A 21,848-nucleotide genomic window follows, 5' to 3' on the forward strand; every position below is an offset into this window, starting at 1 on the left:
AAAAAACGCCCAAAATTTAGGCGCAAACTATATGCTATTTTAGAGATAGAAGAATCTTTGTGCAAGTAGATTTTATACTAAAATAGTAAAAATATTTTAAACTCAAGCCAATAAAAAAGAGGCGTAAAAGCCTCTATCTCACTAATAGGATCCATAAAGATGGAATAACGATACAATAACCAATCAACGGTAAGAAAATAACTTTCCAGAGAGTCGATTTAATTTCAAATCCAACTCCATGAATCCATAAAATAGCCATACCATAAAATACAATAATAACTAAGTAAGGTATTCTACCACCAAAATGTGTAGCGAAAGCGGTAGAATTTAGCAAAATCATTGCAACTAATGCTGTAGTTAAAATGAAAGAAAGGGCTTTTAGCAAGCCCTTTGCTGTTAAGTTATAAAGAGCATTAATCATTACTCGTCAAACTTACCTGTTTTTTCAATACTGATTGTGATAACGGTTGCAAAGAAAATTGCAAGCATTACACCTAAGACCCAAGTTACATAAAACATAATAAACTCTCCTTATTAGTAAGCTGCTTTGTTTTCTTCTAAATAGCTAGCATCTAAACGACCATACATTTTGATATATGACCAGATGGTATAGCCTAAAACGATTGGTACAAAAATACATGCAACAATAAGCATTACCGTTAATGTATATTGACTTGCTGTTGAATCCCAAACAGTTAAACTCATCTCAGGGTGTGTAATTGATGGCATAATGAACGGGAACATTGAAACAGCTGCAGTTAAAATCACACCAATAATCATCACAGAAGATGAGAAAAATGCCCAGCCAGAACGATTTGCTTTAGAGCTAACAATCGTTAACAATGCACCAATTGCAACTAATGCAGGAACAATCCATAAAACTGGCATTTCTGTATAATTTCTAAACCATGCAGCTGTTTCAACTGCAACTGTTTTATTAGTCAGTAATGATTGAGCATTACGATCTAATTCACTAGTCAGAACAAAACCATCTTTGAAAGATAACCATACACCAGCAATAACGAATGCTACCAATACCACTATTGCAGAAACTTGTGCCACTTTTCTTGAATTATTGCGTAGCTCATCTGTTGTTTTCATCTGTAACCAAGTTGCACCTTGAGTTACTAACATCATTAAACTCACAATACCGCATAACAAGGCAAATGGATTTAGTAAACCTAAGAATGAACCTGTATATAGAGATTGGTTAATCCCATTAAATTCAAATGGAACACCTTGCAATAAGTTACCAAATGCAACACCAAATACTAATGATGGGACAAATCCACCGAGGAATAGCCCCCAATCCCAAGCACTACGCCATTTTGAATCATCAATTTTAGCACGATATTCAAAACCAACCGGGCGGAAGAATAATGCAGCTAATACAAGTACCATTGCAATATAGAAACCTGAGAAAGAGGTTGCATATACTGTTGGCCAAGCAGCAAATATTGCACCGCCTGCAGTTAATAACCATACTTGGTTACCATCCCAGTGTGGAGCAACAGTGTTGATCATAATACGGCGTTCAACATTGCTTTTACCAATTACAGGTAAAAGATTTAATACTCCCATGGTAAAACCATCTGTAATGGCAAAACCAATTAACAATACCGCAATTAAGATCCACCAAATAAAGCGGAGAATTTCATAATCGATCATTTTTAACCCCTATTATTTTGCAGATTGTTCAAAGTGATAGCGGCCTGTTTTTAATGAGCTTGGACCAAGACGACCATATTTAAACATTAAATACATTTCCACAACTAAGAATAGTGTGTATAGACCACATAATAAACCAATCGTAAACCAGAGCTCACCTGTTGTAAGCGCAGAGTTTGCAACGCCTACAGGTAAAATTTCATAGATAGCCCATGGCTGACGACCATATTCTGCTAAGAACCAACCGGCTTCGATTGCGATCCAAGGTAATGGAATACCCCATAATAAGGCTTTTAATAAGAAACGGTTATTACCTACAGTTCCGCGTATATTCTGGCAGAATGCAAAGATAATTAAGAACAACATCAAGCCGCCGGCAATCATCATAATACGGAATGCCCAGAATGTAGGTCCTACATTCGGAATAGTATTGTCTGCTGCTTTTTGAATTTGCTCTTCAGTTGCATCTACAACATTAGGCGTATATTGTTTTAACAATAAACCAAAACCTAAATCTTTTTGAACATCTTTAAATGCAGCTTTATCTGCTTCTGTATAATTACCTGAGCGCAGTTTTTCTAATAAAGCATAAGCCTGAATACCGTTACGAACACGTTGTTCATTAACTACACGAATATCTTTTAAGCCTTTAATTTCAGTATCTAAAGAACGAGTTGCAATGATACCTGCTGCATAAGGAATATGAATTGAGAATTCATTTTTCATTTCAGCTGTATTTGGAATCACAAAAGCATTCCAAGCCGCAGGTGCAGGCTGAGTTTCAAACTCCCCTTCCATAGCAGCCAATTTAGTTGGCTGAGCTTTACCGATTTCATACCCAGACTCATCACCCATGATAAGAACAGAAATAATAGCCAAAATACCGAAACTTGCACCAACCGAGAATGAACGTTTAGCAAATCCTAAATCACGACCTTTTAAGATATAGTAAGAACTAATACCTAATACGAAAATAGCACCACAGGTATAACCGGCTGTGACAGTATGTAAGAATTTAGATTGTGTAACAGGGTTTAAAAGAAGCTCAGAGAAACTAACAAGCTCCATACGCATGGTTTCAAAATTGAATTCTGAAGCAACAGGATTTTGCATCCAACCATTCGCGACTAAGATCCATAACGCTGATAGATTAGAACCAAATGCAACACAGTATGTTGTTAATAAATGTTTACCTTTTGATAAACGATCCCAACCGAAGAAGAACAATCCCACAAATGTAGATTCAAGGAAGAAAGCCATTAAACCTTCAATTGCTAATGGAGCACCAAAAATGTCACCCACATAATGAGAATAGTACGACCAGTTCATACCAAACTGGAATTCCATTGTAATACCAGTTGTAATCCCTAGAGCAAAGTTAATACCGAATAACTTACCCCAGAATTTAGTCATATCTTTATATACTTCTTTACCCGTAGTTACATAAAGTGTTTCCATCACAACAAGAATGAAAGAAAGACCTAATGTAAGTGGTACGAATAAGAAGTGATAGAGTGCAGTCAAAGCAAACTGCAAACGTGAGAGTTCTACTACGTCTAACATCTCAAACCTCTTATTATTAATATACTAATTTGAACATTTAGATTACTAAAAAGTAATCACCCACAAATTTCACTAAATTCTAACAAATAACCCAAATTGGTTAATTATATAATAAAGTGTCGGCAGTTATTCTACCTGTAAATAGCTAATTAAAAAATAGCAATTTTGTTATATTGTTCACAAAATTGATTAATTTATATAATAAATGTTATATACCCGACTAGATGACAAGGGGATAAATAACAATCTGGTTACAAATATTTTACCATTTTATTATATTTCAGTTTTATCGATCTATTTCAGAAAAAAGATCAAATTATAGATGACTTTAAATTAAACTTTTGATAGTATCCTTTCGCTTTATCACTAAATAGATAAAAGCATCTATTTCAAATAAACACTTAATGTGTGGAGAACGCATGCTAACAAGAATTTTAGGAATAACGCTGATTGCTGGAGCCTTTATTTCAGCTACTGCTGTCGCGAGTGTTAAAACCTCATCACTTACAGTTGCAAAACCTACTTTAAGTAAAACATTACCGGCTGAATGTGAGAAAATGTTTAATACCGCAGACAAACTTGTATCTGATGCAGAAAAACAACCAGGTACACATACACAAGTCAGCAAAATGAAAAATAAACTTTCTTCAACTAAACAGCAAATCTTAAAAATGGATTCTGATCTACAACTTAAAAGTTGTGAGAAAGGTTTAACAGCATTAAATACCCTTAAACAGAAACACCAATAATTTTAAAGCCAAGCTTAAATAGCTTGGTTTTTTTATTTGCAAATTTTTTGATAAATTTGACCGCTTGTGCCATCACTTCTAGTAATTAAAAAAGCTACTGAATTGATTTTTCAGTAGCTTTTATTTAAATCAATAATGGAATTACATCATTCCGCCCATTCCACCCATACCGCCCATTGCAGCCGGGTCTAATTTTTCTTCTTTAGGAAGATCGGTGATCATACATTCTGTTGTAATCATCAAGCCTGCAATAGATGCTGCGAACTGCAATGCCGAACGGGTTACTTTAGTCGGATCTAAAATTCCCATTTCAAGCATATCACCGTATTGCTCGGTGCCTGCGTTATAACCGAAGTTACCACTACCTTCTTTCACATTACGAGCAACAACTGATGCCTCTTCACCTGCGTTTGCAACGATTTGACGTAATGGAGCCTCCATTGCACGCAATGCAAGTTTAATTCCCACATTTTGCTCTTCGTTATCACCGGTTAAGGTTGCACCTACTTTGGTTGCTGCACGCACTAATGCTACACCACCTCCCGGAACAATACCTTCTTCCACCGCTGCACGGGTTGCGTGAAGAGCATCATCAACACGATCTTTCTTCTCTTTCATCGCCACTTCTGTTGCTGCACCTACTTTGATTACCGCAACACCTCCGGCTAATTTTGCAACACGCTCTTGCAGTTTTTCTTTATCATAATCTGAAGTTGAATCTTCAATTTGCTGGCGAATTTGAGCTACACGCCCTTTAATTTGAGTTTCATCGCCAATACCGTCAATAATAGTCGTGTTATCTTTGCTAATCACCACACGTTTCGCTTGGCCTAACTCTTCTAAAGTTGCTTTCTCAAGCTCCATGCCGATCTCTTCAGAAATTACAGTACCGGCTGTTAAGATCGCAATATCTTGCAACATTGCTTTACGGCGGTCACCAAAGCCCGGCGCTTTTACTGCTGCCACTTTTACAATACCACGCATTGTGTTTACCACTAAAGTTGCTAATGCTTCACCTTCAATATCTTCGGCAATGATTAATAACGGTTTACCTGCTTTCGCCACACCTTCTAACACCGGTAATAATTCACGAATATTAGATACTTTTTTATCTACTAAAAGAATGTATGGATTTTCTAATTCAACTGTACCCGCTTCCGGTTTGTTGATGAAATATGGTGATAAATAACCGCGGTCGAACTGCATACCTTCAACCACATCTAACGCATCTTCTAAACCTGTACCGTCTTCAACAGTAATCACACCCTCTTTGCCCACTTTTTCCATTGCTTGAGCAATTAATTGACCAACGGTTGAATCAGAGTTTGCAGAAATAGTACCTACTTGCTCAATTTCTTTTGAGGTTTCACACGGTTTTGAAATTGCTTTTAACTCTTCTACCACCGCGGCAACCGCTTTATCAATACCACGTTTTAAATCCATCGGGTTCATGCCTGCGGCAACGGCTTTTAAGCCTTCGTTTACAATCGCTTGAGCTAATACAGTCGCAGTAGTTGTACCGTCACCTGCCGCATCATTGGCTTTAGACGCTACTTCTTTCACCATTTGTGCACCCATATTCTCGAATTTATCTTCTAATTCGATTTCACGAGCCACAGACACACCATCTTTCGTGATAGTCGGTGCACCGTAAGCACGGTCTAATACCACATTACGACCTTTCGGGCCTAAAGTAACTTTTACTGCGTCAGCTAAAATATTCACGCCTTTTAACATTTTTACGCGTGCATCATTACCAAATTTAACGTCTTTTGCTGCCATTTTTGTTTTCCTTATTTTAAGAATTATTCCACAATCGCTAAAATATCGTGTTCTGCAAGAATTAACACTTCTTCGCCATCAATTTTTTCAGTTTTAACGCCATAACCTTCATTGAAGATCACCACATCACCTACTTTAACCGCTAAGGGCTGAACTGAGCCATTATCTAAAATACGACCACTACCTACGGCAATTACTTTGCCACGGGTAGATTTTGTTGCTGCCGAACCGGTTAAAACAATACCACCAGCTGATTTTGTTTCAATTTCTTCACGTTTTAAAATAACTTTATCGTGTAATGGACGAAGTGCCATGCTATGTTCCTTCTCTTAAAATTAAATGATTAAAATTTTACGCCCAAAAGCGCAATGCTTAACAATATAAAGGCAGATTTCGGAGTTTCAAGAGCAAGCGGTCAAATTTGTAAAAAATTTTACAAATTTGACCGTTTTTGATAAAACATTATCCTTAAAAAATCGGTTTATGTTTAGAAAACTTCAAATTCTCTTATATCATTTAAACTCTTAATTTAAAGATAGGATAATAAAATGAAAAAATACTTAATGCTCTGCTCACTATGGTTCCTCTCCGCATGCTTTAACGAAAGTTATGATTTTAGAGGAAAAGAGTTTGAGGAGCCTGTGCAAGCTATTTTGGTTGAAACGGATAAAATTTATTTCATTGGTTCCACAATTGATGCGGTATTTGATAAAACTCTTGTGGGGAATACAAAAGCTTCAGATGTTATCTATTTTTTGAATAAACTTCTTCAAAGTCCGTATGGAAGCAAGATCAATAATCACCGAATTACCTTACAAATCTATGATGAAAATATTCAAATTCAGTACAGCCCGCAATTTCTTGTAAAAAATTTAGGTATGAGCGATATTCAAGCTCTACAAAAGTTAGGCTTTGAATTTAATCATTCAAAAGAATATCTATGGAAAAGCTATGCCGGTCTTGGAGGGAAAATCACACGGTTTAAAAACCGTGAGGAAATACTAGAAAAGTATAAATTTAAGCAACCTATAGTTGCTAAAGCGAAAAGTTATCAGAAAAACATAGAATTTAGCTTTGATGACACTATTGCGGTCATTGCAGCACCAATTACGATTCCTGCTTCTATTATTTTATTACCATTCTTTAATGACGCCCCTTAATAGCATAAGTTGTGCTAAACCCGATACAATCATCATCTATTAGGTATATCAAGCGGTCATTTTTTACTAAAATTTTACCAAAAAGAAAGGGCGAATAGTGATTCGCCCTTACGTCAATTTATTAGAGATTACACCTCTGCTTTTAAACGCTTAATTAATTCTGCATTTGCCGGAGGGAAAGCGCCTTCGTCTAAATCGGATTGAGCAATCCAAAAGCCTTCTTGTCCCTCTCGACCAAAAGGTTCATTCACCCATTCTTCAACTAAATAGAAGAAAAATTCAATAATCTTGTTTGGATATTCAAAGCTAAAAGAGTCGTACGGGAAAGCACTTAGCACCTGAATACCGATTTCTTCTTCCAACTCACGTTTTAATGCTTCCTCAGGGGTTTCACCCGCATCAACTTTACCACCGGGGAATTCTAAAGATTGTGCAAAATCCTGCCCTTCTAAACGTTGAGTTAAATAAATCTGCCCAAATTCGTTACGGATAATCCCTGCTGAGACTTGAACAATAGGTTTTGACATCATTTCTTACCTCAAATAAATCTCAAGCGGTCATATTTAGACATTTTTTTGCAAAATCGCTTGCAAATTTTTTGCCAAACATGACCGCTTGTTTAACTATGCGTATTTCGCCTTGTTACCGTGGCAATGTTTGTATTTCTTACCTGAACCACAAGGACAAGGATCGTTACGGCCGATATTTAAATTTGCTAGCCCTTCGTCTGTTAATGCTTCTGTATTTGCAATAACATCCGCTTCCTGTGTAGGCTGTTGTGCAGCCTCCGCTTCCATTTCAGCTTGCTGGCGTTGAGCTTCTTCTATCTCCTCTTGGCTACGCACCTGAATACGGCTTAAAATACTGATAACATTTGACTTTAAGGCATTCAACATATTGGTAAACATAGCAAAAGACTCTTTTTTGTACTCTTGTTTTGGATCTTTTTGAGCATAGCCACGTAAGTGAATCCCTTTGCGCAAGTAGTCCATTGACGATAAATGCTCTTTCCATAATTCATCAAGGTTTTGCAGCATTACACCTTTTTCAAAGTTACGCATCACTTCAGCGCCCACTTTTTCTTCCTTAGCTTTGTACTCTTCTTTCGCAATATTTAAAATACGCTCACGCAAGGTTTCTTCCTGGAGATCTTTTTCTGTTTCTAACCAATGAGAAATCGGTAACTCTAAGCCAAATTCACGTTGTAAACGCTCTTCTAAGCCGGGCACATCCCACATTTCTTCAATAGATTGCGGCGGAATATATTGGCTGATGGTGCTTTCAAATACATCTTCACGGATGGTTTCAATCATTGCAGAAATATCATCCGTTTCCAATAAATGATTACGTTGTTCATAAATGACTTTACGTTGCTCGTTCGCCACATCATCATATTGTAATAAGTTTTTACGGCCGTCAAAGTTATGGGCTTCTACTTTTGCCTGTGCCGATGCAATTACTTTAGTCAGTAATTTCGATTCCATAGCCTCACCTTCCTCAGTAAAGGCTTTACGCATCATATTAAGCTTGCCTTCGTTGAGGTAAATACGCATTAAAGCATCGTCTAGCGATAAATAGAAGCGTGATGAACCCGGATCTCCTTGACGACCGGAACGACCACGTAGCTGGTTATCAATACGGCGAGATTCGTGACGTTCTGTACCGATAATATGCAAACCACCGGCTTTCATCACCGTTTCATAACGTTCTTGCCAGGCTGTTTTAATTTCATCAATCTGCTCTTGGGTCGGATTTTCTAACTTGGCAATTTCCATTTTCCAGTTACCACCAAGCACAATATCGGTACCACGACCAGCCATATTAGTTGCAATAGTAACCGCACCCGGTGCACCTGCTTCAGCAACAATTTCCGCTTCTTGGGCATGGAATTTCGCATTTAATACGTTATGAGGAATGCCCGCTTTGGTTAACTCTGCAGAGAGTAATTCCGATTTTTCAACAGATGCCGTACCAACTAATACTGGTTGTTTGCGTTCAATACAATCTTTGATTTCATGAATAATTGCTGCAAATTTTTCCGCTTCGCTTTTGAACATTAAGTCTGTGCGATCATCACGAATCACCGGCTTGTTAGTTGGAATCACAACCGTGTTTAATCCATAAATTTGTTGGAACTCAAATGCTTCGGTGTCTGCAGTCCCTGTCATCCCTGCCAATTTTTCATATAAACGGAAATAGTTTTGGTAAGTGATAGAGGCAACGGTTTGGTTTTCCCCTTGAATATTCACACGCTCTTTCGCTTCAATGGCTTGGTGTAAACCATCTGACCAACGACGCCCAGCCATAGTACGGCCGGTGTGTTCATCAATAATAACCACTTCACCATCTTTTACAATGTAGTCCACATTCCGTTCAAATAGCTTATGCGCACGCAATGCTGCACTAACATGATGTAGTAGCGAAATACGAGCAGGGTGATATAAACTCTCTCCCTCTTCCATCAAGCCCATTTGGGTGAGGAAATCTTCTACCTTTACCATACCACGCTCGGTTAAATGAGCCTGTTTATTTTTCAGATCAACCGTAAAATCTCCTTCACCGGTGTATTCTTCGGTATCTTCTTTATCTTGCTGGATAAGGTGTGGAATAATTTGATCTACCGCTTGATAAATTTGGGTGGCATCTTCCGCAGGTCCGGAAATAATAAGCGGTGTACGGGCTTCGTCAATTAAGATTGAATCCACTTCATCCACTAAAGCGTAGTGCAATTCACGCTGGAAACGTTCGTTTTTATCGTGAGCCAAATTATCACGCAAATAGTCGAAACCTAATTCGCTATTGGTAGAATAAGTAATGTCCGCTTGGTAGGCAGCACGTTTTACCTCCGGTGGTAAGCCCGGCACATTCACTGCAACAGTTAAGCCTAAAAACTCAAATAACGGACGGTTTGTTTCCGCATCTCGGCGGGCAAGGTAATCATTTACCGTTACCACATGCACACCTCTACCGGTTAAAGCATTTAAATAACAAGGTAAAGTTGCGGTTAAAGTTTTACCTTCACCGGTACGCATTTCGGCAATATTACGCTCTGTTAACACCATGCCGCCAATTAATTGCACATCAAATGGACGCATTCCCATTACACGGCGGCTTGCTTCACGCACGGTAGCAAAAGCTTCGGGTAACAAGCTGTCTAGGCTGGCCCCTTCAGCTAAACGTTGTTTAAATTCTGTGGTTTTTGCTTGTAATTCTGCATCAGATAATTGCTCAAAAACATGCTCTAATTTATTAATTTGTGCAACACGTTTTTTTAAACGCTTTAAGATACGGTCATTGCTTGAGCCAAAAATAGCTGTCATTAATTTTGAGATCATTGTATTTTTCCTAAGTCCTAAATATAAATATGTAAAGTTTTGTGATGGTGAAGCTAAGATTTATATTTAAGCAACCGGACCGGCTCGAATCGGATACACATTTTGTCTATCGAAGCGGTAAGATTTTGCAAAAAATTCGCAAAAACTGACCGCTTGTGGTTTAATTTCCACAAGCAAATTGCGTTGTTCTACGATAAAGGGAGATTGTTGTTCAGCATCCGCAGCAGACTGCGTATATTGCACAACAGATTGATTGATAACGGTTTCTTGCTCACTTTCATTTGGATTTATTGCTTGAATTTCAGGTAAGGCAAGCATCGCAAACATACCTAAAAGTAATTGCGACCAAAAAGGAGTTTTATGAAAGTGTCTGAAAAATAAGTTCATTAAAATAGATTAAATAGAAAATTTAAGTGATTATACGCTAAATTTAAGTAGAATAAGCAAATTATTGGGTCAAGTAACGTAAAATCAAGTAGAAAACTGACAAAAATGGTAAACAGATGAAAAATTCAGCACCTAAAAATATTAATGAAGTTTTACAGAACTCTACTCTCAGCCGACTTGTCGAAAAAGCAAACTTCATCAATAATTTGAATCAAAAAGTGGAAAAATTACTGCCCGAATCATATCGTGGACTTTACCGTGTAGCAAATTTAGTTGATAATCAACTTATCATTAATGTGCAAAATGCTACTGTTCGTCAGGGCTTAATATTACAGCAAACAACATTACTACAACAGATACAAACAGATTTACCTGAAATAACGCAACTTGAATTTAGAGTAAATCCAAGCATTAAATAACTTAATAGAAGAGGAAAATGGTATGAAAAAAATCGCATTAGTTGGATTTACAGCGGCAATCTTAAGTGCGTGTTCATTACTACCGCAAAAAAGCGTAACAGGCACTTATGCGGGTGAATTACCTTGTGCAGATTGTGAAAAAATCCAAGCAAAACTTACCTTAAATGCCGATAAAACTTACCAATATGACACTGTATATTTCAAAGATAAAAAAGAATATGCTTACCGTGATAACGGCACTTATAGCTGGGAACCTAACAAAACCAATGTGATTCGCTTAGAAAAAGCTTCCGGCAACCTTGCATTCCAAGTATCTGACAGCCATGTTGAAATTTGCGATCCAAACGGTAACACGGTAAAAAGCAAACACAATTATAAACTGCAAAAGGTACGTTAAACATTATTTAAAAGAGATTTTCACGAATCTCTTTTTTATTTTCCGCCCCTTGCTTCTGCTATAAAAAAATCCCCAAGCGATGCATGCTTGGGGATAACCTAAAAATGAAAAAGTATTATCTACTTTAACTTAACCAAGGAAATATCTATGAAAACAGTAAGGAATCTTTCAGTATGAATGGCGGTGAGAGGGGGATTCGAACCCCCGATACACTTTCGCATATACACGCTTTCCAGGCGTGCTCCTTCAACCACTCGGACATCTCACCGAAACAAACAAAAAGATGGGCGTAAATATATCAATATTGCTGATAATTTTCAAGCATTTTATTTACAAAATAAAATAAATCACTTTTTAATCAATTAATGACCAATTCCTAAGCAATTTGGCGAGTCAGGTACTCTCCCACCGATATCTTCCCATTCAGCGGAAGTATATAAATGCAATGCCAAAGCATGAACCCCCTTTGCTAATTCTTCCGCCAAACAAGCATACACTGCTCGATGACGCGCGACTGCCCTTTTCCCCTCAAATTTATCCGAAACCAAGGTTAATTTAAAATGAGATTCAGCCCCTCTGCCCGAGCTGTGCATATAGCTTTCGTTTTCAATCTTGCATAAAACGGGCGAAAATTCGGAATTAATTTTCTGAATTATTGTCTGTTCTACTGACATTTTTGCTCTCTTTAATTGAAAATTAAAATAGAATGATACTATACTAGCAAAGATATTTCTCACAATTTCTTTAAAAGGAAGGATTTAATATATGAAACTCTCTAAAAAAACATTAGTTTTAGCAACTACCTTTGCCGCAGCATTATTAACAGGCTGCCAAAACCAATCAAATACACTTACATTCTCTACTCCAACGCCAACTGCGGTATTTAATACCAATAACCAAACCGCTGCGGTGAGTGTAATGACTCAAGATTTACGCACCTCACGCGAAATCGCAAGCTACACCAAAAACGGGGAAGTAATTCGCTTAACGGCAGTACCGGAAGTTGCTGCGATGTTTCAGCAAGCAGTACAACAAGACTTAAACGCTAAAGGCTTTCAAATTGTACAAGGTGCGGCAAATGCGAATGTTATCGTCAATATCCGTAAATTCTTTGCAACTGTAGAACAAGGTAACTTACGCTATAAAGCAGATGCTCAAGTAGGTGTTGAAGTTACTGTTCAAGGTGCAAGAGGCAACTTCAGCAAAAACTTCAACGCAACTCGCGGCTATGAAGGCGCATTCGGTGCCGATAATGATGAAATCAAAAAAGTGTTAGACCAAGCTTACTCTGATGTTGTAAAAGCAATTTATAATGACAACGAAGTGGCAAACGCTATTCATCAATTCAAATAATCTGCCTTTATAAGGCTATACAAGCGGTTAAATTTCTTCTGTTTTTTGCAAAAAATAGGAAAAATTCGACCGCTTGTGGTTTATTCATTTTGATGCTGTTGTTCGCAAGCAATAAAAAGCAATACAAAATTTAATTTACTGTTCCAGCATTTATCCTTAATATAAGGCAGGCAATCTGAATTGATTAGTCTGCCTTTGATTTTAAATAGATATATACCCAATGAGAATCCCAAGAATTTATCACCCCGAACCACTAGCCCATCAACAAAGTTGCGTTTTAAGCGAAGATGCTACCAATCATGTTGGGCGTGTTTTGCGTATGAAAGCAAGCGAGCAAATTATTTTATTTGATGGTTCAAACCACATTTTTAATGCGACTTTACAAGCGGTTGAAAAAAAGCAAATTATTGCAAAAATTAACTCAAGTGAGCTAGATAACAGAGAATCCAATTTACCTATTCATTTAGGGCAAGTTATTTCTCGTGGCGATCGCATGGAGTTTACCATTCAAAAATCGGTGGAGCTTGGAGTTAAAACTATCACGCCACTTTGGTCAGAGCGGTGTGGAGTAAAGCTTAACGACGAGCGACAAGATAAAAAACTACAACAATGGCAAAAAATTGCGATTGCAGCTTGTGAGCAATGCGGAAGAAATGAAATCCCCGAAATTCGTCCGATTATGAAACTAACAGACTGGTGTAAAGAACAAGATGAGATGCTTAAACTTAATCTTCACCCACGAGCTAAATACACCATTCGCCAATTACCTAATATGCCTACAGCCGGTGTTCGCTTATTAATTGGCTCTGAAGGCGGATTGTCCGCAGAAGAAATTGCTATGACTGAATCTGAAGGCTTTACCGAAGTCTTATTGGGCAAACGTGTATTACGTACAGAAACCGCATCACTTGCCGCAATTACGGCATTGCAGGTGTGTTTTGGAGATATTTAATGTTAGAAAATTTGCAAGGTAAATTTTTAATTGCGACACCGGAAATGGACGATGAATATTTTGATCGCACAGTTATCTATATTTGCGAACATAATCAACAAGGTGCGATGGGTGTTGTGATTAATACTCCAACCGATCTATCTGTGCTTGAGCTCATTACCCGCATGGATTTCCAAATGGCGAATCAGCGTGATTATAAAAAAGATCAAATGGTATTAAGTGGCGGACCGGTTAACCAAGATCGAGGATTTATTATTCACACTAAAACAGCAAATGACTTTATCCACACCTATCCGATCACAGATAAAATTACGTTAACAACTTCCGGAGATGTGCTAGACTCTTTCGGTACACCAAAATCACCAGAAAAATTTATTGTATGCTTAGGTTGCTCAACCTGGCGAAGCAGCCAACTTGAGCAAGAGATTGCACAAAATTATTGGATTGTGTCGGATGCAAATGAAAAAACGCTCTTTGAAACAAGCTATTTAGAGCGTTGGTCAGAAGCCTATGAGATGATGGGTATTTTAAGCATACCCTCCAGAGCAGGGAGAGCTTAATGCCAAAAACTGTAATCGCATTTGATTTTGGAACAAACAGTATCGGCTGTGCCGTAGGCCAAAGTATTACCGGAACAGCGCAAAACTTACCGGCTTTTAAAGCCCAAGACGGTATTCCCAATTGGGAAGAAATCGGTAAATTGTTAAAAGAATGGAAACCGGATCTATTAGTTGTCGGATTGCCACTAAATATGGACGGAACCGAACAACCTTTAACCCAAAGGGCGAAAAAATTTGCCAATCGCTTAAATGGCAGATTTAATCTACCTGTTGAGTTACAAGATGAGCGTTTAACCACTGTCGAAGCGAAAGCTGAAATTTTTTCTCGTGGTGGTTATAAGGCATTAAAAAAAGAGAAAGTAGATTCCATTTCTGCTTGTTTAATTTTAGAAAGTTGGTTTGAAAATCACTAATTTGCCCAATACTTGCGCTTGGTCCTAGGCTTTGCCGAATGAGCCTTGAGTAAGTAAAAAACTACTGATTTTTGACCGCTTGTAATAAGGATTTTTATGACACATTCCACTAAAACACTCGTCGCAATTGCTTCGATTATTATTATTTTAGCGGGTATTAAATTATCAAATGAAATTGTTGTACCATTTTTGCTTTCTCTGTTTATTGCGATCATTTGCTCACCGATGATCAAATTTATGACTAAACGGAAAATCCCACTATGGTTAGCTATTACCATATTACTTATTGCGTTTATATTAGGGTTTACATTTCTCGCGGGCATCATTAACAATACATTGCAAGAATTTACCAACTCTATCCCACAATATAAAACGCAGCTTTCTTCTAGAGTAAATGCGGTAATAGCATTCGCACAAAAATGGCATATACCACTTTCGCTTTCACAAGAAGAAATCATGAGTAAATTTGACCCAAGTGCACTCATGAATTTGGTAAGTAAGCTGCTGATGGGGCTTTCAGGCGCATTATCCAATATATTTGTCATCTTTTTAGTTGTCATTTTTATGCTATTGGAAATGCCTGTTGCAAAATATAAATTAGCCTTAGCACTTAGCCCCGATGATGATCTTAGAAATGAAAAAGAGTACATCAACCAAGTGCTTGACGGTGTTATTGGCTACCTTGGCGTAAAAACTTTTGTCAGTCTGCTGACCGGAGGCTTAGTGTGGATATTGTTAGAATCTTTAGATGTACAATATGCTATATTATGGGCAATACTGACTTTTTTACTTAATTATGTGCCGAATATCGGCTCAATTTTAGCCGGCATTCCGATTGTCATTCAAGCTTTGGTACTAAATGGCTTTTCAACAGGACTTGGTACATTAATCGGTATCGTTGTTATTAATATGATTATTGGTAATGCACTAGAACCTAAATTAATGGGCAAAAAACTGGGGCTTTCTACCCTTGTTGTGTTTCTCTCTCTTCTATTTTGGGGATGGCTACTCGGCACGGTTGGAATGTTACTTTCCGTACCGCTTACTATGGCATGCAAAGTAGCATTAGAATCAAATAAAGCGACACAAAAATATGCCGTACTATTTAGCGACTTAGAAGAGATACCAAAAGGCAAAAAATATCGCTAAATTACCCTTGACGAATCAAAAAGAGTTGCTAAAATCCGGCAACTCTTTTTTATTTCATTTTATGAAATAAATCAGACTGTTCGGATGAAGGTAGCTGGAGAGAAATGAATTAACATTTCACCGACGAGGTAAACTCTTTCAGGTGCGACTTTCTTAGTTGCGAGGACTGTTACTGGACGAACCCTTGGAGAGATCCACTCTATTTTAGTAATTAGTAAATAGAAAATGGACGCCGAAGGCGAAAATACATTAGCTTCTTAATGTGTGAAACGCTCAGGCAAAAGGACAGGGGAGAAAAGTGAACTCAACGTAGTGGCATACAAGCGGTCATATTTTGCCTGTTTTTTGCAAAAATTTACCGTTTTTTACCGCTTGTTTCTATCATTCCTTTTCTTTCCTTGTAAGCAGTTTTTACGAGGAATTTTCAAATGTCTATCGACACTATTTTAAGCCATATCAATAGTTTTATTTGGGGCGCTCCCCTACTTATTTTGATCTCAGGTGTAGGGCTATACCTCACACTTGCATTAAAAGGCATTCAATTCACCCAACTTGGACGAGCATTCGTTTATATGTTCAAGCCGGAAACCGGCAAAGGCCAATCCGGTGATATCTCTGCTTTTGCCGCCCTGTCAACTGCATTAGCCGCAACTATCGGCACCGGAAATATTGTCGGTGTTGCGACCGCAATTCACTCGGGTGGACCCGGTGCATTATTTTGGATGTGGCTAATCGCCTTATTCGGTATGGCAACCAAATATGCAGAGGGCTTACTTGCGATTAAATACCGCACTAAAGACAAATCCGGTTTTGTTGCCGGAGGCCCAATGTATTATATCGAACTGGGTATGGGTAAAAATTGGCGTTGGCTTGCCAAAGCTTTTGCTTTTTTCGGTGTTTTAGTTGCTTTATTTGGTATTGGCACCTTTCCTCAAGTAAACGGTATTACTACTGCATTGGAAGCAACCTTTGACGTACCTATTATCTTCACTGCAATTATTTTGACCTTAATTGTTGCTGCTATTATTTTAGGCGGAGTAAAACGTATCTCAAAAATTGCTACTATCGTAGTGCCATTTATGGCGGTTGGTTATGTAGTAGCCTCACTATGCGTTATTTTACTTAATGCGGAAAAAGTGCCTGCAGCAGTTGTAACTATTGTTCATGCAGCCTTTGATCCACAAGCTGCATTAGGTGGTGCATTTGGTTTTACCGTTATGCAAGCCATTCAACTCGGTGTTGCTCGGGGGATTTTTTCCAATGAATCAGGCTTAGGCTCTGCACCTATTGCAGCTGCAGCAGCTCAAACAAAAGAGCCTGTACGCCAAGGCTTGATTTCAATGACCGGTACATTTTTAGATACTATTATTGTCTGTACTATGACAGGTCTTGTTATCGTGATTTCAGGGGCCTGGATGGGAGATGCAAAAGGTGCGGCATTAACAACAACCGCATTCACCCAAGGTTTAGATAGCTCATTTGGTGCAGTCATTGTAACCATTGGCTTGATTTTCTTCGCTTTCACTACAATTTTAGGCTGGTGTTATTACGGAGAACGCTGCTTTGTCTATTTAACCCGTGGTCGCACTCAATACATTAAGCTATACCGCTTACTATTTATTATCTTAATCGCTACTGCACCATTTTTAAAATTAGACACAATTTGGACAATCGCCGATATTGTCAACGGATTAATGGCATTCCCAAATTTAATTGCACTTATTGCATTACGTAAGGTTATACTGACAGAAACTAAAGATTTCTTTAGCAGACTGAAAAAAGGCAAATAATCAAAAACAGATAAAATCTGATAAAATATGGGGTGTTTACACCCTATATTTTTATTTTATGAAATATTTCTACACTCTTATTTTCTGGTTTTTATCCGCATCAGTCAGCTACGCTGCTGAACACACACTTCAATGCAAAGTAGTAGGAATTAGCGATGGCGATACACTAAGTTGCTTAATCAATAAAACCTCTCTTAAAGTCAGACTACAACATATTGATGCACCGGAACAAACCCAACCTTACGGAACCAAAGCCAAACAAGCTCTGGCAAATTTAGTCTTTAAGAAGAATATTACGCTAAAAATCAGCGGCTATGACCGATACCAACGTATGCTTGCAGTTGTCTATGATGAAAACGGAAAAAATATCAATTTAACTCTCATTCAACAAGGTATGGCTTGGGCCTATAGCAAAGAAGCTGGCTACCAACAAGCTCAAGATAAAGCCCAAAAGGCTAAAGTAGGGCTATGGCAAGCTCCTAATCCTATTGCACCCTCCGAATGGCGAAAAGGTGATATCCAACCAACTCACTCACAAGCGGTTAAAAAAAGAGAAAATTTTGCAAATATTTCCAATGCCATCAACTGCCAAACCAAACTTAGTTGTAACCAAATTGATAATTATAAAATGGCTCAGTACTACTTCCGCCAATGTGGTTGGAAAGAGTTAGACGGCAATAATGACGGTATTCCTTGCAACAAACTTTACCGCCAAGCCCAACAAAATAGGAATTAATTTAGCTTATTTAAATCGACTATTCTATCAGCCGAATGAATAGTTGATTGCCTGTGTGCGACAATAATACGAGTGATTTTAAGCTGTGAAATTGCTTCATTCACTACACTTTCATTAGATTCATCTAAATGGCTGGTTGCTTCATCCATCAATAAAATTTGGGGCTTTTTATATAAAGCTCTGGCAATAAATAGTCTCTGACGTTGGCCGCCAGATAAATTATTACCCAATTCACCTAATAAAGTTTCATAATTCATCGGCATTGCCATAATATCATCGTGAATATTGGCTAATTTTGCACATTCAATTGCCCATTCCCGATTATAATTACTTTCAAAACTAACAATATTTTCCAAAATAGAGCCGGAAAAGAATTTATCTTCCTGTAATACACAAGCAATTTGAGTACAATATTGTGTTAATCCCAGTTGGTAAATATCAACACCGTTAAAAAAGATAGTGCCTGAAGTCGGTTTTAATAAACCAGCGATCAGTTTTAATAATGTGGTTTTTCCATAACCGGAGGGTGCCGTAATAGCAACACTTTCACCGCTTTTAACGGTTAAATTTAAACGCTCAATCACATGTTTAGCAAAAGGATCATATTTAAAACAGAGATCTTTTATTTCCAAATTGGCTTGATGATTTTCAATAATTATCTCTTGGTATTTCGTTTCATCTTCGACTTCATTTAAAACAATGTCAGCAATACGCTCCCGATGTAATGATAAAATTTTAAGATTAAATACAATATCAATTAAATTTCCCATTCGAGCAGAAAATGATCCACGATAAGCATTAAAGGCAACAAACATACCCAGTGTCATCACATTTTCAATCACCATCGTTGCTCCAATCCAAAGAATTAAAATCTGCTCAATGGTTGAAATAAAAGTATGAATGCCTGAAAATAGCATATCGAATTTAGTAACTTTAATTGAAGTATTAAATGCGTCCGCATTTAAAGACATCCACTGCTCTTGTCGTTTACTTTCTAACCCTAATGATTTTAACGTTGTAATACCATATAAGGTTTCCATAAAATGAGAATGTGCTTTAGCACCTTTAATAATTTGCTCTTCATTCATTTGACGGTAAACCAAATAGGTGATCATTCTTAATATAAAATAGATAAAGGAGAATGCAAGTACGACCCAAAACAACCAACCACCATATAGCACCATCATAATGATTAAACTAATGATCATAATCGTATCAATAATGGTTGCAACGATACTGGAGGTTAAGGTTTTTTGAATCGTTTTGAGTGAGCTAAATCGAGAGTGAATATCGCCAACTTGTCGCTTTTCGAAGAAATCTAGCGGTAATTTTAATAGATGAGAAAAGAAACTGGCTGTCCATTGAAAATCAATTAAATAACTCATTTTCAACGAAATCCAAGCCCGAAATAGACTGATTGCAGTACGGAAGAACGTAAATAGGAATAAACCCATGCAAATAATCAATAATAATGATTGATCTTTTGCTTGCATAACGTGATCCATCACTAATTGCGTACCAATCGGCATTAACAAGGCAATCAATTCAATTAACATCGAAAGGGCAAAAATTTTCACTAATGCCCTTTTAATGCCGGAAATATGTTTTAGTGTTTCATATAAGCTAATGGTATTTTGATTTTGGGTTTTCCCGAATTTTACTTCCGTCCAAACTTCTAATGCGACACCGGTAAAATGGTTAGAAAATTCTGCTTTAGATAATTTTCGTTTACCGAATGCAGGATCGTGAATAATGAAATATTTTTCTGTTGCCTGAGTTAAAACAACGAAATGATTAAAATCCCAATGCAGAATACAAGGTAAACGTAGCTGCGGAACCTCCTCTAATTCTAGGGATAAGGCACGAGTAATTAAGCCACAATCTTTGGCAACCGACATCATTGTTTGCAGATTTATCCCGTGGGAAGAGGTACCATATTGGCTGCGCAGTTCAAATAAATTAGTATTCTTTCCATAATAACCTAGCACCATTGCCAAACACGCTAAACCACATTCAGCCGTTTCCGTTTGTAAAATCATCGGCATTTTACGCAGAAAACCAAATTTTAACTGATCGATTCCTTTCATTATTTACTCCATATTTTTACGAAGCTGATAAATAGGAAAGAGCATCCATTCATAGAGTTTCCGATTTTCTAAAAATAGTGTAGCTTCTGCTTTCATTCCACTCATAAAATAGAGAGTCTTATCATTATATTGCACATTTTGATCAGCAATATCCACGATAATCTTATAAAGAGGAATTCCCTGGTCTAACTTAGGGGGTAGATTTTTATAGAAACTTAATTCCTGCAAAGAAGCAGGCAAAGTTGAAATCGTTTTAATTTCTCCCTTAAACTGTCCAAATTTTTCAAACGGAAATGCTTCGTAGCGAATATTCACTTCATCCCCTGTTTTAATAAAGGAAATAGCACTATTCGGTACCCACATAACCAATCGATAATTACCTTTATTATTCGGTAAAATTTGTGCAAGCGGGTCATTTTCTTTAACAATTTGCCCAACAGTCACATTCGTACTTTCAATTTTTCCATCTAGTGAAGCATTCACTATAATATCGGCTACCGATTCAAACTCCATTAAACGAATAGATAAATCACTTTTTTGCATCTCATAGCGAATAATTTGATTATTAAACTCTGTTTTTCTATTTTCCATTTCACTTTCTAAATTCAATATTGTAGATTGCAGCTGAACTAATTCTTGCTTTAATTCATTGAACAAGGATTTTTGCTGAAAATAGCGAGATTTCTGCAAATTCACTTCATCATGATTTGTGTGCCCTACTTTTAATAATTTTTCATACCGTTTAACTAAATCAGCATATTCACTCATACTTTTTTCAATCTCAATAGAATAAGTCTGTTTATCTTGGTAAATTTTCTTATTATTTTTAATCTGCTTTTCAAGGCTTGCTATGCTTTCTATTTTATTCTTCTCTAAAGCGCTAATCGCTTTTTCTATTGCAGAAATTTGGGATTTCAGTGAAAGAATGGAATTAACATTGATATTACCGCTATGAGTAATTCTATCTAACGTAATTTTAAATAGAGGATCGCCCTTTTTTACTTGCTGATGGGCCTCAATATAACTTTCAGAAATATAGCCTGATTTCGGGGCAGAAAGGATAATAGGGTGTGCTTGCATAACCAGTTCGCCCACAACTTTTTCACGGCGGGTGTAACTACCAAAAACAATAAACAGAATAAAAGCAGTAAAAACAAATAAAGAGACAAAAAAGATCAACCATGACGGAATTCGACTAAATAGTACAGCAGTGCTTTTCCACTTCTTTGATTGGTATTCAATAGCTTCTTGTCTAAACATATTAATTTATAGCAATTAAATATATTTTTTAAAATTATATAAATAGCATTTATATTTTTATTATAAAAAATATAAAACCCATACATTG

23 protein-coding genes, 1 tRNA gene and 1 riboswitch are annotated in these 21,848 nt (G+C 37.2%); of the genes, 11 read left to right on the forward strand and 13 right to left on the reverse strand.

Annotated elements, in window-relative coordinates; translation table 11 throughout:
* Window positions 1-133 precede the first annotated feature (133 nt).
* From ybgE to A4G16_RS05960, 4 genes are read right to left on the reverse strand one after another with little or no spacing between them, the layout of a single operon-like run.
* Window positions 134-421: a cyd operon protein YbgE gene (gene ybgE, locus A4G16_RS05945; protein ID WP_165889117.1), complete on the reverse strand. Its 288-nt coding sequence runs from the start codon at window positions 419-421 to the stop codon at window positions 134-136.
* A complete protein-coding gene (locus A4G16_RS05950; protein WP_080686558.1) occupies window positions 421-519 on the reverse strand; it encodes a cytochrome bd oxidase small subunit, CydX/CbdX family in 99 nt (32 codons plus the stop codon). The genes ybgE and A4G16_RS05950 overlap by 1 nt, the downstream gene beginning before the upstream one ends.
* Before the next feature lie 15 nt (window positions 520-534).
* The gene (gene cydB / locus A4G16_RS05955) at window positions 535-1,668 is read right to left on the reverse strand and encodes a cytochrome d ubiquinol oxidase subunit II (protein WP_165889118.1); all 1,134 of its coding nucleotides are present in this window, start codon (window positions 1,666-1,668) and stop codon (window positions 535-537) included.
* 12 nt (window positions 1,669-1,680) lie between these two features.
* Window positions 1,681-3,231: a cytochrome ubiquinol oxidase subunit I gene (locus A4G16_RS05960; RefSeq protein ID WP_165889119.1), complete on the reverse strand. Its 1,551-nt coding sequence runs from the start codon at window positions 3,229-3,231 to the stop codon at window positions 1,681-1,683.
* A 419-nt stretch (window positions 3,232-3,650) separates the two neighbouring features.
* On the opposite strand from A4G16_RS05960, the gene A4G16_RS05965 reads away from it, so the two are divergent.
* Window positions 3,651-3,980: a DUF5339 domain-containing protein gene (locus A4G16_RS05965; protein WP_165889120.1), complete on the forward strand. Its 330-nt coding sequence runs from the start codon at window positions 3,651-3,653 to the stop codon at window positions 3,978-3,980.
* A 141-nt stretch (window positions 3,981-4,121) separates the two neighbouring features.
* On the opposite strand, the gene groL is transcribed toward A4G16_RS05965, so the two are convergent.
* Entirely contained in the window at window positions 4,122-5,762 is a 1,641-nt protein-coding gene (gene groL / locus A4G16_RS05970; protein WP_165889121.1) for a chaperonin GroEL, read from the reverse strand.
* 23 nt (window positions 5,763-5,785) lie between these two features.
* A complete protein-coding gene (locus tag A4G16_RS05975; protein ID WP_027074277.1) occupies window positions 5,786-6,076 on the reverse strand; it encodes a co-chaperone GroES in 291 nt (96 codons plus the stop codon).
* Between the two features lie 234 nt (window positions 6,077-6,310).
* Between A4G16_RS05975 and A4G16_RS05980 the strand changes: the two genes are divergently transcribed.
* Window positions 6,311-6,922 carry a hypothetical protein gene (locus A4G16_RS05980; RefSeq protein WP_165889122.1) on the forward strand — a complete coding sequence of 204 codons (612 nt, stop codon included), beginning with the start codon at window positions 6,311-6,313 and terminating at the stop codon, window positions 6,920-6,922.
* A gap of 128 nt (window positions 6,923-7,050) precedes the next feature.
* Here A4G16_RS05980 and mutT read toward each other — a convergent pair whose 3' ends face one another.
* The 3 genes from mutT to secM form a co-directional block, all read right to left on the reverse strand.
* Entirely contained in the window at window positions 7,051-7,449 is a 399-nt protein-coding gene (gene mutT, locus A4G16_RS05985) for an 8-oxo-dGTP diphosphatase MutT (protein ID WP_027074276.1), read from the reverse strand.
* 96 nt (window positions 7,450-7,545) lie between these two features.
* Window positions 7,546-10,257 carry a preprotein translocase subunit SecA gene (gene secA / locus A4G16_RS05990; RefSeq protein ID WP_165889123.1) on the reverse strand — a complete coding sequence of 904 codons (2,712 nt, stop codon included), beginning with the start codon at window positions 10,255-10,257 and terminating at the stop codon, window positions 7,546-7,548.
* Between the two features lie 66 nt (window positions 10,258-10,323).
* Window positions 10,324-10,644: a secA translation cis-regulator SecM gene (gene secM / locus A4G16_RS05995; RefSeq protein WP_165889124.1), complete on the reverse strand. Its 321-nt coding sequence runs from the start codon at window positions 10,642-10,644 to the stop codon at window positions 10,324-10,326.
* A 116-nt stretch (window positions 10,645-10,760) separates the two neighbouring features.
* Between secM and A4G16_RS06000 the strand changes: the two genes are divergently transcribed.
* Window positions 10,761-11,063, forward strand: coding sequence for a DciA family protein (locus A4G16_RS06000; RefSeq protein ID WP_165889125.1), 303 nt, complete (start codon window positions 10,761-10,763; stop codon window positions 11,061-11,063).
* 22 nt (window positions 11,064-11,085) lie between these two features.
* Window positions 11,086-11,460, forward strand: a complete 375-nt coding sequence (locus A4G16_RS06005; RefSeq protein ID WP_042801174.1) for a copper resistance protein NlpE — start codon at window positions 11,086-11,088, stop codon at window positions 11,458-11,460.
* Window positions 11,461-11,638: 178 nt separating this feature from the next.
* Here A4G16_RS06005 and A4G16_RS06010 read toward each other — a convergent pair.
* Both A4G16_RS06010 and A4G16_RS06015 read right to left on the reverse strand, forming a co-directional pair.
* Window positions 11,639-11,728 (reverse strand) — tRNA-Ser (locus tag A4G16_RS06010).
* A gap of 94 nt (window positions 11,729-11,822) precedes the next feature.
* A complete protein-coding gene (locus A4G16_RS06015) occupies window positions 11,823-12,134 on the reverse strand; it encodes a BolA family protein (protein ID WP_165889126.1) in 312 nt (103 codons plus the stop codon).
* 91 nt (window positions 12,135-12,225) lie between these two features.
* Here A4G16_RS06015 and A4G16_RS06020 point away from each other — a divergent pair, with 91 nt between their 5' ends.
* From A4G16_RS06020 to A4G16_RS06050, 7 genes are all read left to right on the forward strand, one after another.
* Window positions 12,226-12,813, forward strand: coding sequence for a YajG family lipoprotein (locus A4G16_RS06020; protein ID WP_042801178.1), 588 nt, complete (start codon window positions 12,226-12,228; stop codon window positions 12,811-12,813).
* A 220-nt stretch (window positions 12,814-13,033) separates the two neighbouring features.
* Window positions 13,034-13,765, forward strand: coding sequence for a 16S rRNA (uracil(1498)-N(3))-methyltransferase (gene rsmE / locus A4G16_RS06025; RefSeq protein ID WP_165889127.1), 732 nt, complete (start codon window positions 13,034-13,036; stop codon window positions 13,763-13,765).
* On the forward strand, window positions 13,765-14,325 hold the full coding sequence (locus A4G16_RS06030; protein WP_165889128.1) for a YqgE/AlgH family protein: 561 nt from the start codon (window positions 13,765-13,767) through the stop codon (window positions 14,323-14,325). Before rsmE ends, A4G16_RS06030 begins: the two co-directional genes overlap by 1 nt.
* Window positions 14,325-14,738 carry a Holliday junction resolvase RuvX gene (gene ruvX / locus A4G16_RS06035; protein ID WP_165889129.1) on the forward strand — a complete coding sequence of 138 codons (414 nt, stop codon included), beginning with the start codon at window positions 14,325-14,327 and terminating at the stop codon, window positions 14,736-14,738. Before A4G16_RS06030 ends, ruvX begins: the two co-directional genes overlap by 1 nt.
* A 96-nt stretch (window positions 14,739-14,834) precedes the next feature.
* Window positions 14,835-15,887 (forward strand): AI-2E family transporter, encoded by a 1,053-nt coding sequence (locus tag A4G16_RS06040; protein ID WP_165889130.1) that lies wholly within the window; start codon window positions 14,835-14,837, stop codon window positions 15,885-15,887.
* 174 nt (window positions 15,888-16,061) lie between these two features.
* Window positions 16,062-16,186, forward strand: a riboswitch (glycine riboswitch).
* A gap of 129 nt (window positions 16,187-16,315) precedes the next feature.
* Window positions 16,316-17,677, forward strand: a complete 1,362-nt coding sequence (locus tag A4G16_RS06045; RefSeq protein WP_165889131.1) for an alanine/glycine:cation symporter family protein — start codon at window positions 16,316-16,318, stop codon at window positions 17,675-17,677.
* Between the two features lie 58 nt (window positions 17,678-17,735).
* Complete coding sequence (locus A4G16_RS06050) at window positions 17,736-18,413, forward strand: thermonuclease family protein (protein ID WP_165889132.1); 678 nt, start codon at window positions 17,736-17,738, stop codon at window positions 18,411-18,413.
* On the opposite strand, the gene A4G16_RS06055 is transcribed toward A4G16_RS06050, so the two are convergent.
* Together A4G16_RS06055 and A4G16_RS06060 are read right to left on the reverse strand one after the other, a co-directional pair.
* Window positions 18,410-20,500, reverse strand: a complete 2,091-nt coding sequence (locus A4G16_RS06055; protein ID WP_165889133.1) for a peptidase domain-containing ABC transporter — start codon at window positions 20,498-20,500, stop codon at window positions 18,410-18,412. The two genes, A4G16_RS06050 and A4G16_RS06055, sit on opposite strands and share 4 nt — an antisense overlap.
* A gap of 3 nt (window positions 20,501-20,503) precedes the next feature.
* Window positions 20,504-21,760 carry an HlyD family secretion protein gene (locus A4G16_RS06060; protein ID WP_165889134.1) on the reverse strand — a complete coding sequence of 419 codons (1,257 nt, stop codon included), beginning with the start codon at window positions 21,758-21,760 and terminating at the stop codon, window positions 20,504-20,506.
* Between the last annotated feature and the right edge of the window lie 88 nt (window positions 21,761-21,848).

It is taken from the genome of Mannheimia granulomatis (assembly GCF_011455695.1).
Classification (GTDB): Bacteria; Pseudomonadota; Gammaproteobacteria; order Enterobacterales; family Pasteurellaceae; genus Mannheimia; species Mannheimia granulomatis_A.

What these genes read in the sequence shown, in the direction of transcription:
- A4G16_RS06020 (WP_042801178.1), top strand. Translation starts at nt 12,226, where the DNA reads ATGAAACTCTCTAAAAAAACATTAGTTTTAGCAACTACCTTTGCCGCA.
- A4G16_RS05980 (WP_165889122.1), top strand. Translation starts at nt 6,311, where the DNA reads ATGAAAAAATACTTAATGCTCTGCTCACTATGGTTCCTCTCCGCATGC.
- A4G16_RS06015 (WP_165889126.1), bottom strand. Translation starts at nt 12,134, where the DNA reads ATGTCAGTAGAACAGACAATAATTCAGAAAATTAATTCCGAATTTTCG.
- ybgE (WP_165889117.1), bottom strand. Translation starts at nt 421, where the DNA reads ATGATTAATGCTCTTTATAACTTAACAGCAAAGGGCTTGCTAAAAGCC.
- A4G16_RS05965 (WP_165889120.1), top strand. Translation starts at nt 3,651, where the DNA reads ATGCTAACAAGAATTTTAGGAATAACGCTGATTGCTGGAGCCTTTATT.
- cydB (WP_165889118.1), bottom strand. Translation starts at nt 1,668, where the DNA reads ATGATCGATTATGAAATTCTCCGCTTTATTTGGTGGATCTTAATTGCG.
- ruvX (WP_165889129.1), top strand. Translation starts at nt 14,325, where the DNA reads ATGCCAAAAACTGTAATCGCATTTGATTTTGGAACAAACAGTATCGGC.
- rsmE (WP_165889127.1), top strand. Translation starts at nt 13,034, where the DNA reads ATGAGAATCCCAAGAATTTATCACCCCGAACCACTAGCCCATCAACAA.
- A4G16_RS06040 (WP_165889130.1), top strand. Translation starts at nt 14,835, where the DNA reads ATGACACATTCCACTAAAACACTCGTCGCAATTGCTTCGATTATTATT.
- A4G16_RS06005 (WP_042801174.1), top strand. Translation starts at nt 11,086, where the DNA reads ATGAAAAAAATCGCATTAGTTGGATTTACAGCGGCAATCTTAAGTGCG.
- mutT (WP_027074276.1), bottom strand. Translation starts at nt 7,449, where the DNA reads ATGTCAAAACCTATTGTTCAAGTCTCAGCAGGGATTATCCGTAACGAA.
- secM (WP_165889124.1), bottom strand. Translation starts at nt 10,644, where the DNA reads ATGAACTTATTTTTCAGACACTTTCATAAAACTCCTTTTTGGTCGCAA.
- A4G16_RS06000 (WP_165889125.1), top strand. Translation starts at nt 10,761, where the DNA reads ATGAAAAATTCAGCACCTAAAAATATTAATGAAGTTTTACAGAACTCT.
- A4G16_RS06030 (WP_165889128.1), top strand. Translation starts at nt 13,765, where the DNA reads ATGTTAGAAAATTTGCAAGGTAAATTTTTAATTGCGACACCGGAAATG.
- secA (WP_165889123.1), bottom strand. Translation starts at nt 10,257, where the DNA reads ATGATCTCAAAATTAATGACAGCTATTTTTGGCTCAAGCAATGACCGT.
- A4G16_RS06055 (WP_165889133.1), bottom strand. Translation starts at nt 20,500, where the DNA reads ATGAAAGGAATCGATCAGTTAAAATTTGGTTTTCTGCGTAAAATGCCG.
- A4G16_RS06060 (WP_165889134.1), bottom strand. Translation starts at nt 21,760, where the DNA reads ATGTTTAGACAAGAAGCTATTGAATACCAATCAAAGAAGTGGAAAAGC.
- A4G16_RS06045 (WP_165889131.1), top strand. Translation starts at nt 16,316, where the DNA reads ATGTCTATCGACACTATTTTAAGCCATATCAATAGTTTTATTTGGGGC.
- A4G16_RS05950 (WP_080686558.1), bottom strand. Translation starts at nt 519, where the DNA reads ATGTTTTATGTAACTTGGGTCTTAGGTGTAATGCTTGCAATTTTCTTT.
- groL (WP_165889121.1), bottom strand. Translation starts at nt 5,762, where the DNA reads ATGGCAGCAAAAGACGTTAAATTTGGTAATGATGCACGCGTAAAAATG.
- A4G16_RS05960 (WP_165889119.1), bottom strand. Translation starts at nt 3,231, where the DNA reads ATGTTAGACGTAGTAGAACTCTCACGTTTGCAGTTTGCTTTGACTGCA.
- A4G16_RS06050 (WP_165889132.1), top strand. Translation starts at nt 17,736, where the DNA reads ATGAAATATTTCTACACTCTTATTTTCTGGTTTTTATCCGCATCAGTC.
- A4G16_RS05975 (WP_027074277.1), bottom strand. Translation starts at nt 6,076, where the DNA reads ATGGCACTTCGTCCATTACACGATAAAGTTATTTTAAAACGTGAAGAA.